The sequence below is a fragment of the Bacillus sp. TH25 genome (genome assembly GCF_016650935.1).
Taxonomy (GTDB): Bacteria; Bacillota; Bacilli; order Bacillales; family Bacillaceae_G; genus Bacillus_A; species Bacillus_A mycoides.
This window is the reverse complement of sequence record NZ_JAEKEU010000005.1, coordinates 76,729-91,279: the sequence shown is the minus strand read 5'-3', so window position 1 is coordinate 91,279 and position 14,551 is coordinate 76,729. Positions and strand designations below refer to the sequence as shown.

At 35.0% G+C, this 14,551-nt stretch carries 14 protein-coding genes, 1 pseudogene and 1 riboswitch; of the genes and pseudogenes, 6 read left to right on the top strand and 9 right to left on the bottom strand.

Annotation, left to right across the window (positions count from 1 at the left end):
* Window positions 1-3: 3 nt before the first annotated feature.
* The gene (locus JFT89_RS02355) at window positions 4-1,620 is read left to right on the top strand and encodes a peptide ABC transporter substrate-binding protein (protein ID WP_201039412.1); all 1,617 of its coding nucleotides are present in this window, start codon (window positions 4-6) and stop codon (window positions 1,618-1,620) included.
* Window positions 1,621-1,644: 24 nt separating this feature from the next.
* On the opposite strand, the gene JFT89_RS02350 is transcribed toward JFT89_RS02355, so the two are convergent.
* Window positions 1,645-2,112 (bottom strand): YusW family protein, encoded by a 468-nt coding sequence (locus tag JFT89_RS02350; RefSeq protein WP_002063467.1) that lies wholly within the window; start codon window positions 2,110-2,112, stop codon window positions 1,645-1,647.
* Window positions 2,113-2,284: 172 nt separating this feature from the next.
* Between JFT89_RS02350 and JFT89_RS02345 the strand changes: the two genes are divergently transcribed.
* The 3 genes and pseudogenes from JFT89_RS02345 (at window position 2,285) to JFT89_RS02335 (ending at window position 3,654) form a co-directional block, all read left to right on the top strand.
* Window positions 2,285-3,184: a helix-turn-helix transcriptional regulator gene (locus tag JFT89_RS02345; protein WP_002139906.1), complete on the top strand. Its 900-nt coding sequence runs from the start codon at window positions 2,285-2,287 to the stop codon at window positions 3,182-3,184.
* Window positions 3,185-3,202: 18 nt separating this feature from the next.
* A complete protein-coding gene (locus JFT89_RS02340; protein ID WP_016095107.1) occupies window positions 3,203-3,397 on the top strand; it encodes a hypothetical protein in 195 nt (64 codons plus the stop codon).
* A pseudogene (locus JFT89_RS02335) lies at window positions 3,381-3,654 on the top strand (hypothetical protein). Before JFT89_RS02340 ends, JFT89_RS02335 begins: the two are co-directional and overlap by 17 nt.
* A gap of 46 nt (window positions 3,655-3,700) precedes the next feature.
* Here the strand turns inward: JFT89_RS02335 and JFT89_RS02330 are convergent.
* The 4 genes from JFT89_RS02330 to proC all read right to left on the bottom strand — a co-directional run bounded on the left by JFT89_RS02330 (window position 3,701) and on the right by proC (window position 9,550).
* The gene (locus JFT89_RS02330; RefSeq protein WP_016095108.1) at window positions 3,701-5,341 is read right to left on the bottom strand and encodes a peptide ABC transporter substrate-binding protein; all 1,641 of its coding nucleotides are present in this window, start codon (window positions 5,339-5,341) and stop codon (window positions 3,701-3,703) included.
* 535 nt (window positions 5,342-5,876) lie between these two features.
* Window positions 5,877-7,517 carry a peptide ABC transporter substrate-binding protein gene (locus JFT89_RS02325; RefSeq protein ID WP_002009939.1) on the bottom strand — a complete coding sequence of 547 codons (1,641 nt, stop codon included), beginning with the start codon at window positions 7,515-7,517 and terminating at the stop codon, window positions 5,877-5,879.
* A gap of 135 nt (window positions 7,518-7,652) precedes the next feature.
* Window positions 7,653-7,757, bottom strand: a riboswitch (SAM riboswitch).
* A 154-nt stretch (window positions 7,758-7,911) separates the two neighbouring features.
* Window positions 7,912-8,745 carry an aldo/keto reductase gene (locus JFT89_RS02320; RefSeq protein ID WP_002063472.1) on the bottom strand — a complete coding sequence of 278 codons (834 nt, stop codon included), beginning with the start codon at window positions 8,743-8,745 and terminating at the stop codon, window positions 7,912-7,914.
* A 1-nt stretch (window position 8,746) separates the two neighbouring features.
* Window positions 8,747-9,550 carry a pyrroline-5-carboxylate reductase gene (proC, locus tag JFT89_RS02315; protein ID WP_002063473.1) on the bottom strand — a complete coding sequence of 268 codons (804 nt, stop codon included), beginning with the start codon at window positions 9,548-9,550 and terminating at the stop codon, window positions 8,747-8,749.
* Window positions 9,551-9,746: 196 nt separating this feature from the next.
* Here proC and pnuC point away from each other — a divergent pair, with 196 nt between their 5' ends.
* Window positions 9,747-10,397, top strand: a complete 651-nt coding sequence (pnuC, locus tag JFT89_RS02310; RefSeq protein ID WP_201039411.1) for a nicotinamide riboside transporter PnuC — start codon at window positions 9,747-9,749, stop codon at window positions 10,395-10,397.
* Between the two features lie 68 nt (window positions 10,398-10,465).
* On the opposite strand, the gene JFT89_RS02305 is transcribed toward pnuC, so the two are convergent.
* The 3 genes from JFT89_RS02305 to modA form a co-directional block, all read right to left on the bottom strand.
* On the bottom strand, window positions 10,466-11,317 hold the full coding sequence (locus tag JFT89_RS02305) for a GRP family sugar transporter (RefSeq protein ID WP_000353554.1): 852 nt from the start codon (window positions 11,315-11,317) through the stop codon (window positions 10,466-10,468).
* Between the two features lie 299 nt (window positions 11,318-11,616).
* Entirely contained in the window at window positions 11,617-12,291 is a 675-nt protein-coding gene (gene modB / locus JFT89_RS02300; protein WP_002063477.1) for a molybdate ABC transporter permease subunit, read from the bottom strand.
* 5 nt (window positions 12,292-12,296) lie between these two features.
* Window positions 12,297-13,103 (bottom strand): molybdate ABC transporter substrate-binding protein, encoded by an 807-nt coding sequence (gene modA, locus JFT89_RS02295; protein ID WP_002063478.1) that lies wholly within the window; start codon window positions 13,101-13,103, stop codon window positions 12,297-12,299.
* A gap of 134 nt (window positions 13,104-13,237) precedes the next feature.
* On the opposite strand from modA, the gene JFT89_RS02290 reads away from it, so the two are divergent.
* Entirely contained in the window at window positions 13,238-14,185 is a 948-nt protein-coding gene (locus tag JFT89_RS02290) for a helix-turn-helix transcriptional regulator (protein ID WP_201039410.1), read from the top strand.
* A gap of 65 nt (window positions 14,186-14,250) precedes the next feature.
* Here the strand turns inward: JFT89_RS02290 and JFT89_RS02285 are convergent, their stop codons facing one another.
* The gene (locus JFT89_RS02285) at window positions 14,251-14,352 is read right to left on the bottom strand and encodes a DUF3948 family protein (RefSeq protein WP_016095112.1); all 102 of its coding nucleotides are present in this window, start codon (window positions 14,350-14,352) and stop codon (window positions 14,251-14,253) included.
* Between the last annotated feature and the right edge of the window lie 199 nt (window positions 14,353-14,551).

The window sequence follows — 14,551 nt, the reverse complement described above, 5'->3', positions numbered from 1 at the left end:
AGGATGAAGAAGTTTTTATTATTTGTCATTATGACTGTTTTAGCAATTACTTCTGTTGCTTGCGGTAAGAAAGAGACGCAAAAGGCGAGTGCTGGTAAGGGAGACGGGGATCGATTAGTAACGAATATTAGCAGTGATCCGTATACGCTTGATTCTGCCATTGCGACAGATAGCACGTCAGGTTACATAATTGGACAGTTGTTTTCAAGTTTATATACGCAAGATAGTGATGGGAAATATCAAAATGAATTGGCGGAGAAAGAAGAAGTAAATGCGGATGGAACTGAATATACAATTCATTTAAAGAAAGATATTAAATGGTCAGATGGCTCTTCTATTACAGCAAATGATTTTGAGTTCGCATGGAAGCGATTATTAAACCCGAAAACAGGTTCTATGAATGCGACAGAAATGTATTTTATTAAAGGAGCAGAGGCATATAATACTGGAAAAGGTGAAGAAGGACAAGTTGGTATTCAAGTCGTTGATCCTCAAACATTAAAGGTAACACTTGAGCACCCAGTTGCTTCTATTAAACAAAAATTAGCAAGTTCATTATTTATTCCATTATCTAAAAAATCAATTGATGATAATAATAAATTAAAAACGGATCCAAAAGAGTTAATTACGAACGGACCATTCACGTTAAAAGAATGGAAGCATAACCAAGCTATTACAGTACAAAAAAATAAAGAATACTATGATAAAAAGGTAACATTAAAAGAAATTGAGTTTCGTATTATTCCAGATTCTAAAACAGCGTACCAATTGTACAAGTCAAAAGAATTAGATTTGCTAAGTAGCCTACCACAAGAGATGATTGAAAAAGAAAAAGAAAAAGGAAACAAAGAATATAAGCGTGTTGCAGGATTCTCATCTTATATTTATTCGTTTAACGTAGAAAAAGAGCCGTTTACAAATGCAAAAGTACGTAAAGCATTTTCATTAGCGGTTGATCGTAAGTTTATCGTTGAAAAATTGTATAAAAATAATGCACAAGAAGCATATGCATTCGTTCCAGAAGGAGCAAAAACACAAGGTGGTCGTGATTTCCGTAAAGAAAAAGGCGATTACGTAAAATTCGATTCAGCAGAAGCGAAAAAATTATTAGAAGAGGGCATGAAAGAGCAAGGTTGGTCTACATTACCTGAAGTAACATTAAAATTCACTACAGATACACAACATAAAAAAGTAGCAGAAGCAATGCAGGAAATGTTTAAGAAAAATCTTGGTGTAGATATTAAATTAGAGAATAAAGAGTGGAAGAGTTACATCGACACATACAAGCAAAGTGATTTCCAATTAGCTTATATGGGATGGGGCGGCTCTCTATTAGATCCAATTACTAAACTAGATTTATATGCAGGTGATGGTCCAAACAACTATGCAAAATGGCATAATAAAGAATTTGACGCTTTAGTAAAAGAAGCAGAAGTTGAACAAAACGAAGATAAGCGTTTTGACTTATTGCATAAAGCAGAAGATATTATGTTTGATGATACACCATTAATCCCAATTATTTTCCCAAGCTCTTCGTATTTACAAAAATCATCAGTATCTGGCGTCCAATTCATTATTGGTTCTAGTCCAGAACTAAGATACGTAAAAATTAAAAAATAAAGAAGTAGGCAATCGCCTACTTCTTTATTTTATTTCTCTTTTATATTCTTTTTTCGTTCCATCAGAGAATACAACTTCTAAAGCGAATTTTTGGTAGTCTTTATCAAGTTTGAACACGTTTACTACTTGATCAATTACTTCTTGGTCAGGAGTATCTTTATCAAATTTTAATTCTTGTAGAAGTGGGCTTAATTTTGTAATAGCTTCATCACCTGTTAATTTTACATCTGTTTTATGGTCTTCAACTTTTGCTTCCATTTTTTTATCGGCTGCTACATTTTTATAATCAGCTTCGTAGTCTTTCTTTGTATCTTGATAGTCCGCTTTTAAATCGAATTCATTGAAGTTTAGCTTTAAATCAGCAGGAGCTTCGTTTTTTGCCTCTTCTGTAGTTTTTTTATTAGAAGTTGTGTCTTCTTTTGCAGGAGCTTTACATCCTGTTAATGCAGGTACTAGCATAAGAGCTAATAAAATTGATAGTAAAATTCTCATTATAAATTCCTCCTTATGTAAATTTGTTCTATACAAGTTTTTCCCAAAATCATGTAATTATGTATGTGTTGAAAATAAATTATTTTCTCGCAGCTTCAAGGGTAAATGCGCAATTTAAATCAAAAATGATTTGTATGTATATGGTAAATTTAAGTTGTAAGGAGGTACTGAAATGCATGAAGAATATAAAGAGATGATAAAAAAAGCAATCGAATATATAGAGAATCATTTACATGAAGAGCTTACAACAGAAAGAGTGGCATTTCACGGTGCAGTATCGATGTACCATTTTCATCGTATTTTTCAAAGTTATATTGGGATGAGTGTAACGGATTATGTTCGTAAGAGAAGATTAACTCATGCTGCACAGGCTTTAGTATCGACTGAAAGAGCAGTCATTGATATTGCAGTGCAATATGGTTTTTCCTCACAAGAGGCATTTACTAGAGCTTTTAAAAGAATGTTTCAATTACCACCAAAAAAATATCGAAAGTATTTCCAGTCATTTTATATAGAAAGAGAGGGTGTTTCAATGGAAAAAGGTATACCAAAAGGATGGGTATTAAGCGGAAGTCATCCTGCTGAATATGAAATGGGTTTAGATTATGAAGTTGTTCATCAAGGAAAAGTATCTGCATACATAAAAGCAAAAGAGAACGTTACGCATGGAGGCTTTTCAACATTAATGCAAATGTTCCGAGCGGATAAATATGTAGGTAAGAGGTTGCGTTTAACAGCATTTATTAAGAGTGAGAATGTAAAAGACTGGGCAGGATTGTGGATGCGAGTAGACGGAAAAGATACAGAGCCTATTGCTATGGATAACATGCAAAATCGTCCAATTAAAAATACGAATAACTGGCAATCATACTCGGTTGTACTAGATATAAAAGAAGAAGCACTTGGTATTGCATTTGGTGTTTTATTATCAGGAGAAGGTTGTGTCTGGTTAGATAGTATTCGATTTGATGAAGTGGATGAAAAAATTCCTTCAACAGATTTGGCAGAAAACTTTTATGAAACACTCCTAGAAGAGCCGGTGAATCTGCAATTTGAAGAAATAGAAAATTAAAAAGTAAGGAGAAAAGATATGCTCAAATATGTGAAATTGATAAGTATTAGTTTAGTAGTATCGTCGTGTATTATGGGAATCAACTATTTAATTAGTTATCTTTGGTCAGGGCATATACCTTCTTTGACGTGGAGAACATATTTGATATTTATGGTTATATTTATGATGAGTTTTGGTTCAATACAAAAAGAGAGCTATGAAGAGAGTCGATAATCGTCCTTTTAGTCTTCTTAGTATTAATACATATGTATTTATCACTGCATTGGAAAAACAGGTTTGCCGTTTGGGATTATTTCCCGCAACATACGCAGCCAATGGGTTATTATACAATAATATTCGGCGGAGTTAGTTTGGAGAAAGATATTATTTCATTATTACTTATTATACTAGTTACACAATTGGTAGCGGGAATCACTATAGGTATAAAAGGGATAGTAAAGAGGGGAAGTTCTGTAGTTAAAGAAGCATAAAGTAAAAAAGGTATCCTTCGTGGGATACCTTTTTTACTAGCGTTTATTATTTTGCAACTTCTGTCCACTTGTAGTTAAATTCACCGCCGAAGTCAGTTGTTACAAGTCCTTTAATGAAAGAGCGTTGTAAGTAAGAGCGACCTTGTTGGTATAAAGGAGCGACAGCACCATCTTGTAATAAGATTTTTTCAGCTTGCTTCATTGCTTCCCAGCGTGCTTTTTCATCGCCAGCTAAATCTGTTTTCACTTTATGAATTAGCTCGTCGTACTCTTTGTTAGAGTATTTATCGAAGTTATAAGCACTATCTGTTGTGAATAGATCTAAGAATGTAATAGGATCCGCGAAGTCAGGGCCCCAGCCATCGATTCCGATTTCGTAATCACCACTCAATAGTAGTTTTAACTGTTGTTTACGTGGTTGAGGTTTTAAATTCACTGTTAATCCATCTAGATTCTTTTCTAATTCACCTTTTAAATATTCACCAGTTTTCTTAGCTAAAGCATTATCACTTGTTAATAGTTCAATTGTTACTTTGTCAGTACCAAGTTCTTGTTTCGCTTTTTTCCAGTTTTCTTTTGCAGATTTCACATCATCTTTGACTAGATTTCCATTCTCTTTACGGAAGTCATTACCGTCTGGACTTTTTGCGAATTTCGCAGGAACCATTCCTTCTGCTGGGATTGCACCGTTATTTAAAATTGTTTCTACGTAAGCTTTCTTATTCATTGCTTCGTTAATAGCAAGACGTGCATGTTGATTCTTTAATACTGCATTTTTTTGATTTAGTCGTAAGAATTGAATACCTACTTCAGCGCGTTCCTTGAAGTTGGAATCGTTCTTATACTTATCAACAAACTCCGCAGTTAAAGCAACACGATCAATTTGTCCTGAATCATATAAGTTAACTTCTGTAGATTTATCTTTAACGACATTGAAGTTGATTTCTTCTAGTTTTACAGTTTTAGCATCCCAATAGTTAGGGTTCTTCTTCAATTGGAAGCTTTGTTCATGTTTCCAGTTATCTAATGTGAAAGCCCCGTTGTAAATTAAATGATTCGTTTCTAAACCGTATTTATCACCTTGAGATTTTAAATACTCTTCATTGATTGGTAAGAATGTTGCAAATGTCGTTAAGCTTAAGAAGTAGGGAACAGGGCGGTCCAGTTGTACTTCTAAAGTTTTATCGTCAAGAGCTTTAACGCCTAATTGATCGATTGCTACTTCTTTTTGGTTTATTTGTTTCGCATTTTTTATATCAAAGAATAAGAATGCATATTCAGCAGCTGTTTCAGGGTTAACGGCACGTTGCCAAGCGAAAATAAAATCTTTTGCTGTAACAGGAGTACCGTTTGACCATTTCGAATCACGAAGATGGAATGTATATTTTGTTTTATCGGGACTAATGTCAACTGACTCAGCGACACCAGGGATTGGTTTATTATCTTCTCCCATTGCATACAAACCTTCAAAAACATTTCTCATTACATTCATGGATTCCCCATCTGTCGCTTTTGCAACATCCATTGTTGGAATTTCTGAAGCAAATGATAAGTTAATCGCTTGTTTATCAGGTGCTTTATCGTTCGCTTTTGCTCCGCCTGCATTATCTTTATTTCCCCCGCAAGCAGTTAGTAGTAGACTTGCCCCTAAAACAGATGCAACAACAGGTACAACTTTTTTCTTCATTGTTCTTTCCTCCCTAAATGTGTTGTTCGTAACGTCATAATGTCCATGTCTTGAAGTGTAGCTATAGAAGGAGAGAAAACCTATTATAAATATGTGTATATAGGTAATCAGGTATTCTATATGTATATACATGTTGAACTATAATCTATCGTTATATGTTTCAACTTAGTAGACATTACATTTTGATGGTAAAATATTTTGTTTCTTTGATTATTTAGAATATTAACACTGGAAAGAACTATATGTCAATAATAAAAAGTGGAGTGTTAATTTCTTGGAATAATATATTGAAAAAGCAGATTTCCTCATATTAGGGAATCTGCTTTTAATATATTTTGCTAAAAAAACAATGGGTGTGGGTGAGAACACGATGATCTAAGTTGCATTTTATCCCGCATTAACGGGCAGTAAGATCCTCACCTCAAAATTCAGTGAAAGCAAAGAAGTTAGGGGGGATCAACTGCCTGTAAAAGCCCGATTGGTGGGGCCGATAATCAGTGGGGGATGAAGAACCCCCACTGATTAAAGTTTCACTTTATTTTTCAATTTTTGCCCATTTGAAGTTTAATTGACCTGCAAAGTCTACTTGCACAATGCCTTTCACATAAGAACGCTCTAAATAAGATTCTCCTTTTTGGTAAAGAGGAGCGATAACAGAGTCCTTAAATAAGATTTTTTCTGATGCTAGTAACGCTTCCCAGCGAGCTTTTTCATCACCAGCCAAGGTAGTTTTAACTTTTTCAATTGTGTCATCAAACTCTTTATTAGAGTAATGATCTAAATTGTAAGGGTTATTCGTCGTAAATAGTTCAAGGAATGTAATTGGATCAGCAAAGTCAGGGCTCCAACCGTCAATTCCAATCTCGTAGTCACCTTTTAATAAGAGTGAAACTTGTTGTTTACGTGGTTGCGGTTTTATATTTACTGTTAAGCCATCTAAATTCTTTTCTAGTTGTCCTTTTAGGAACTCACCAGTTTTCTTCTCAAGGTCACCATCACTTGTTAATAATTCTAATGTTATCTTTTCAGAACCAAGTTCTTTTTTTGCTTTCTTCCATAATTCTTGTGCAGATGTTGTATCAACTTTTGTTAAATCGCCGTTTGCAGTACGGAAGTCTTTTCCATCAGGCCCTTTTGCAAAGTTTTTCGGCACGAGACTAAAGGTTGGTGTAGAGCCATCATTTAATAACGTATTTACAAAAGATTTTCGATCAATTGTTTGATCGATTGCTTGGCGTGCAGAAACGTTTTGAAGTACTTTGTTTTGCTGATTCATACGTAAAAACTGTACCCCTACGTTCGGACGTTCTTTAAAGTTAGCATCCTTTTTATATTTATCAACGAAGTCAGATGTTAGTTTTATACGGTCTAATTGTTTGGATTCGAATAAATTTACTTCTGTTGATTTCTCTTTCACAACGTTGAAATTGATTTCTTCGAGTTTGACATTATCTTTATCCCAATAGGTAGGGTTTTTCTTAAATTTAAAGCTTTGTTCATGCTTCCAATCGCTTAGTGTAAAAGCTCCGTTGTACAAGATTTTGTTATCTTCTAAAGCGTACTTATCACCTTGTGCTTTAAAGAATTCCTCGTTGATTGGTAGAAATGTTGGGAACGCCGTTAAGCTAATAAAATACGGAACAGGGCGCTCTAATTCTACTTCAAACGTATGGTCATCAACTGCTTTTATACCAAGTTGATCGGATGGGAGTTCTTTGCTATTAATTTTTTTAGCGTTTTTAATATCCAGGAATAAAAAAGCATATTCAGAAGCTGTTGCTGGATCGACAGCTCTTTGCCAAGCGAAGACAAAATCTTTCGCTGTTACAGGTGTGCCGTTCGACCATTTTGAATCTCGTAAATGGAATGTGTATTTCGTTTTATCAGCACTTACTTCATGAGATTTCGCAACGCCAGGAACAGGTTTATTGCCTTCACCAAGATTGTATAAACCTTCAAATACGTTTCTCATTACTTGACCAGAATCAGTATCTGTAGCACGAGCCGTATCCATTGTTCGAATCTCAGTAGGTGAAGATAAGTTTAAAACTTGCTTACTAGGTGCCTCATCTTTTGCATTTGCTCCGCTCGCTTCGTTTTTATAACTACCGCAACCAGATAATAAAATACTTACTCCTACAACTGATGCAATACCGGGTACAAACTTCTTTTTCATTTGATTTTCCTCCTAAATAGTTAATAAGATTGGATGATGATGAGGGAAATGAAAAACAAAAAATCCCTCTTTTCGTATTGAGAAAGAGGGATTTTTACGTACAAGTTATGCACCCGTATATAAACGAAGTCCCTCATTCTATCTTTCAAGCACAAAGCTTGCAGGAAGTGGCACAGTATTCAAAATGAACCTGCTGCCGAGGTTTCAAAGGGCCAGTCCCTCCACCTCTCTTGATACAATGAGTAAACAAATAAATTTTATTAATTTTTGTGTTTCTTTGATAATTCAAAATCTTACACCTTAGATAATGAAGTGTCAATCAAATGGAATATAGTTTAAATTTTCAGTTTTATTAAAAATAAAAAAACCACTGCATATGGCAGTGGTTTCCCTACTAGAAGTTAAAATTATCTGGATCTGGACCAACGCGATGATTTTCATTCAAAGCTTGAATTGCTTTCATATCATCCGAGCTTAATTCAAAGTCAAAGATGTTTGCATTTTCAATAATGCGGTGTTCTTTAATAGACTTAGGGATTGTTACAACTTCATTTTGTAGATCCCAACGTAAAATAACTTGTGCAGTCGATTTATTATATTTCGTAGCGATTTCTTGTAATGTTGGGTGATTAAGTAGCTGCCCCTGCATTAATGGTGACCAAGCCTCAAGCTGGATGTTATGTTCTTTACAGAAGGCATGTAATTCTTCTTGTGCTAAACGTGGGTGGTATTCCACTTGGTTAACCATTGGTTTAATTTCTGCAATTTCAAATACGTCTTGCAAATGGTGAATATGGAAATTACTCACACCGATAGCACGAACACGACCATCTTTATAAAGCTGCTCTAAAGCTTTCCATGATTCAGTGTATTTTCCTTTTACAGGCCAATGTACTAAATATAGATCTAAATATTCTAGACCTAATTTTTCTAATGTAGTTTCAAATGCTTGTAGTGTTGACTCGTAACCTTGATCACTATTCCACACTTTTGAAGTGATGAATAACTCTTCACGAGGAATACCAGATTCTTGAATTGCCTGTCCAACGCCTTCTTCGTTTTTATATATCGCAGCAGTATCGATACTACGGTATCCATTTTTTATAGCTGCTTTTACAGAATCAATTACTTCTGTACCATCTTCAACTTTAAAAACACCCAAGCCGAACCAAGGCATTTTCACGCCGTTATGTAATGTTGTATAGTCGTTTAAACTTGTTAAAGTCATATTAATTCCCCCTAGCTTTTTTATTGGTCGCTTCAACTGCTTGTTGAATAACTTCTGAAAAATTATTTTCATATAGAACTTTTAAGCCTTCAGCCGTTGAACCTCCTGGTGTTGTTACTTGTTCGCGGAGCATAGCTGGATCCTGATTTTGCTGGAGCATAGCGGCAGAGCCAGCAATCATTTGAATGACAAGGTGTTTTGCTGTTTCCTCATCAATACCATAGCTTTTCGTTGCTTCAATTAAACCTTCAGCAAAGTGATAGAGAAAAGCGGGTGCACTACCAGTAACTGCGGTAAGTTGGTGAACTTCCTCTTCGGTACAAAACTGTGAGGTACCGATACCTTTTAAAAGAAGTTGTAACGTTTCTTGATGTGTTTCATCTACAGAATGTCCCGTCGTATATAAGGAGATAGACTTTCCAATTCCAGCAGCAGTATTTGGCATAATCCAAGCAACAGGTGTCCCTTGGGGAAGTCTTTCTTCTAGATAAGATGGTCCGATTCCGGCAGCAACTGTCACGACAAATTGATTAGTTAGAAGAGGGGATAGATCCGCTAATAGCTGTTCATGTGCGACAGGCGGCATTGCTAAAACGATTGTATCTACAGATTTAATATGCTGTTTCCAATCTGTTGTAATCGATAGATCATATTGAGTTTGTAATTGCGTTAGTTTTTCTATGTTACTTCGGTTGGAGACAATAATTTCTTCGATGTATTCTTTACTTGTTGTAAGTAGTCCAGCAAATATAGCTTCTGCCATACGACCGGCACCAATAAATAAAATTCGATGTGTATTAGGCATATCCTTTATTCCTTTCTGATGAGAATATGTTATAAAAAACGATACCATTTTTAAGAGAATTTTGTAAAAAGAAACGGCTTATCGTAAGTGGAATAGATGAGTGGGGAGTTTTACAGGAGAAAATTTATAGTAAGTATAAGAGTTATTTCTTATACTGTTGATAGGGAGTTTATTACATATCTGGGGAGAGATAAATATGGTTAGAAGTCCACTTTTTTTACTCATTTCTAGTATTATTTGCATATTAGTTGGGTTCTATATCCGATCAAGTTATATTGAAATTTTCGCATCGGTTATGGGGATTATTAATGTTTGGTTGCTTGCAAGGGAAAAGGTATCAAACTTTTTATTTGGGATGATTACAGTTGCGGTATTTCTGTATATTTTCACTACACAAGGCTTATACGCAATGGCAATATTAGCAGCCTTCCAATTTATATTTAATGTGTACGGTTGGTATTACTGGATTGCGCGTAGTGGGGAGGAGAAGGTAAAACCGACAGTTCGCTTAGATTTGAAAGGATGGATTATTTATATACTTTTTATTTTAGTTGCTTGGGTTGGTTGGGGCTATTATCAAGTCCGTTATTTAGAATCAACAAGTCCATATTTAGACGCTTTAAATGCTGTATTAGGATTAGTAGCTCAATTTATGCTGAGCCGAAAAATCTTAGAAAACTGGCATTTATGGATTTTGTATAATGTAGTTAGCATTGTAATTTATATTTCCACTGGTTTATATGTCATGCTAATACTAGCTGTTATTAATCTCTTTATATGTGTAGCTGGTTTGCTAGAGTGGAAGAAGAACTATAAAGGGCAAGTGCATGTAAATAATTATATTTAGAAAATAATTAAAATCGGAAAAACCCCTGGGACACATATGCCTCAGGGGTTTATTAATAGAATATAAGTTTATGCTTTTGTCATACCAAGCAATACAGCGCCGCCGATAATTAAAACACTACCTAGTGCAATAAAGATCAATTGACGTTTTGTTTTCTTTTCACCTAAGAAGACAATCGCACCGAATGTTGAGATAACGATTCCAGTTTGAGATAATGGGAAGCTTGTCGCTACTCCGACACGTGGTAATGAAAGAAGTAAGAATAAGTTTCCGGTTCCCCATAGTAAACCAGATAAAGCATTACGCATTGCATATTTGTTAAATGGTTTATGTTTAGACGTCAGTACAACCGCACCAACGAACATACCAACTGCCTGTGGTAAAATAGCAGACCAACCATCAATGTTATACCAACGAATAATAATTACATATACAAGATAACCGAAAGTAGAAACAATTAAAGTAAGAAGTCCCTTTTTCAATTGTCCTGGTGGCTGTGCATTTTCTTTATCATCTAGTGATGTGAATACAACACCAACTACGATTAATAGGATTGCAATCGTTCCCAGAACAATCGTTGTTGTAGTAGTCCACTCACGGAAAGCGATAACCCCAAAGATAGAAGTTGCAACAAGTTGCATACCAGTAGAAATCGTTACAGTAGTTGAAACACCTAGTTTTTCAACTGTTTTTAATTGGTTTACTTGTCCTAAAGCCCAGAATAAACCTGAAATAAAACCAACAATCAAGACTGTCATTGTTAAAGCTGGTTGAGTAAATACATACATAACTGTTGCGAAGAATAGAGCACCGATTGTCATACCTACCGTTTGGCTATATGCACCACCGCCCATTTTTACGCTTACTAATAAGATGTTTCCCCATGCGATTGCAGGAAGAAGCGCTAATAAAATGTCCATTACAAGACTCCCTTCGGTTTTCTATACCAATATAATTACATATCGTTCTAACGATCGGTAATGCCCCACTAATAGAGTAGAAGATTACCGATCGCTAAAACAGGATGAAGAACTTACGATATAAATGCGTTTTCATTTCTTCACTTTTTGAAACACTTTCATATAATAACAGGAAATTACCTATTTTAGAAAGTGAATTCAAATAAAATGTATATTTAAATAAGAAATAAAATTCAGTCATTAGTTAGGTCATTTTATTTTTCGGGAAATAAAAAAAGCAGCTTTTGTCGAAAACTGCTTTAGGAAGTGGTAATTCGCTTGTTAATGATTTGAATACATAATAAAAATAGTAATGACATGCTAATTGTTATGATGACAAGAGTCCAAGCGAGTTGCATATTACTTGCATCAATAGCCATATAAATTGCAGTTGGAATCGTTTGTGTTTTGCCAGGTATATTTCCTGCAAACATTAAAGTAGCACCAAATTCCCCGAGTGCGCGAACGAAGCTTAAAATCATACCGCTAAGTAGTGCGGGGAATGCAAGTGGGAGTGTAACGTGTAGAAAAACTTGATATTCACTCGCACCAAGGTCGCGCGCACCATCTTCAATTTGCACATTCGCGATGGAAAATCCTGTTTTTGCTGATTGATACATGAGCGGAAATGCGACAACTGTAGAAGCAATGATAGCAGCAGTAGATGTAAACATAATGGACTGCTGAAATAACGATTCTATCCACTTTCCAATGGGGCTGCTATTTCCAAAAATAATAATGAGAAAAAAGCCGATTACAGTTGGCGGAAGAACCATTGGTAATAAGAAAATAGTTTCTAGTATTACTTTATATCTCCATGAGGAGCGTGCTAGTGACCGACCGATAATCGTTCCTAAAATTGTGACGATAATGGTGGCGCATGCAGCTACTCGTAAAGATAGAAAGACAGGTGACAAAATATCATCAAAGCTCATGGCAATTATGATAGGACTGTAAATCCATATTTCTTAAAGATAGATTGTGCATCTTTTGACTGCAAATATTCATAAAATGAAGTCGCCTCTTTCTTATGCTTCGATTCTTTTATAACGCCTAAAGGATAGTGGATTGGTTCATGAGAAGTAGCAGCTGCCGTCTCGCCAATCTTTACTTTGTCTGAAATGAGAGCATCTGTTTTGTATACAATACCAGCATCGACATTACCTGTTTCTACATATGTTAACACTTGGCGAACATCTTTTGTAAATACGATTTTATTTTGAATGTCATTCCAAAGATTTTCATGTGTGAGAGAAGCTTTTGCATATTTCCCAGCAGGTACTGATTCAGGTGTACCAAGTGCGATTTTCTTGATTTTCTCATTTTTTAAATCTTGGATTTTTGTAAGAGAACTATCTTTTGGGACGACTAGAACTAGTTCATTTCCAAGAAGATTTTTCCCTTCTTTTTCATTAATGAATCCTTTTTTAACAAGAGTTTGAAATTTATCTTCTGCCGCAGAGAAGAATAAATCGGCAGGCGCACCTTGTTCGATTTGTTGTTGAAGTGCACCAGAAGCACCGAAGTTAAAAGAGAGTTTAATATTAGGATCTTTCTCTTTATATTGTTTTTCAATTTCTTTTAATGCATCTTGTAAGCTAGCAGCAGCTGAGATAGTCAGTTCGACTGTTTGTCCCTCTTTAGCAGCTGACTTTTCTTTCTTTTCCCCACTTGTACAAGCAGCACTAAATATAAGAAGGAAAGAAAGTATAAGTGCCCCGATGGATCGTAATGTGAATTTGTTCATAAAAAAATCCCCTTTCGTTTTGATATATTCAATTATAACTAAATATAACTAAATATAACTAGTTATAATTGAATATAATTTAAACGATTGAGTTGTTTTTAAAAAATAGGAGAAATATTCTTTTCTTTGTTACAATGAAGGAAGAAAGTGAGGAATCGTCTATGGATCATCATTCCTACACAACGGAAGAAGTAGCAAAGCGATTAAAAGTATCAAAATTAACTGTATACGACCTAATTAAAAAAGGAGAACTGCCTTCTTATAGAGTTGGTAGACAAATGCGCATTGATGCAGCTGATTTAGAACAATATATAAAGCAAATGAAAACAGGTAAGATGCAATTTACTCCTGTAAAGAAGGACGAAATTAGTACCTCGAATACACGCATCATTAGTGGTCAAGAACTAACGTTAGATATGTTGGCAAAACATATAGAAAATCGTTTACCCAATTCTAATATATTAAGAGCATATCAAGGAAGTTTAACGAGTTTAGTGAAGATGTACCAAGGAGAAGGAAGTATCGTTAGTCTGCATTTGTTTGATGGCGAAACGGGTACGTATAATGTTCCTTACGTAAAGCGTATTTTAGTTGGACAACCATGTATTATGATTAATTTATTGGCAAGAAATGTTGGGTTTTATGTGCAAAAAGGGAACCCGAAAGGAATAAAAACGTGGGCTGATATATCCCAATCCTCTATAAAATTTGTGAATCGAGAAAAAGGCTCTGGTATTAGGGTGCTAGTGGATGAACAATTACGAATTCAAAAGTTAAATAAAGAACATATTAGTGGATATGAATGGGAAGAATCAAATCATCTTGGTGTTGCTTCGCAAGTTGCGAACGAAAAAGCTGATGTTGGAGTAGGGTCAGAAAAGGTTTCGCAAATTGTAAATGTAGACTTTATTCCGATAATGAAAGAACAGTATGATTTAGTAGTTTTGAAGAATAAAGAAAACGAAGAGCTTATTGAAGTTATGAAAGACATTCTGCAATCGGAAGAATTTCATAATGAGTTAAAAGCGATTGGCGGATACGATATTACGAAAACAGGCCAAATTATATATGAAACAAACTAAAAAGCTGCTTGTCTATAAGACGAGCAGCTTTTTCTATATATAAAGGGGTTTGGGGAAACGAATTGTTAAACAAGACTTTGAGCAAGTGTGTAAATGAAAGCTGTAAGAAGAGTAGCTCCACTTGCAAGTCCGATAAAGTCTGATTTTTTGAAAGTAATGTTGTTCATTATAATCTCTCCTTATTTGTTTAATGTAGTTGCAACAGCTTTTGCATCGACAAGTGCGGATAGCACCATGCCCATTGTATTGAAAAATTTGTTTGATTTCATTTTGTTCATCATGCGTATCCGCTCCTTTTCGAATTGTTGTTGCCCTGCTTTCTGTCTTAATTATATGAAATATGGCTGCCTGCAACTATCGAATTAG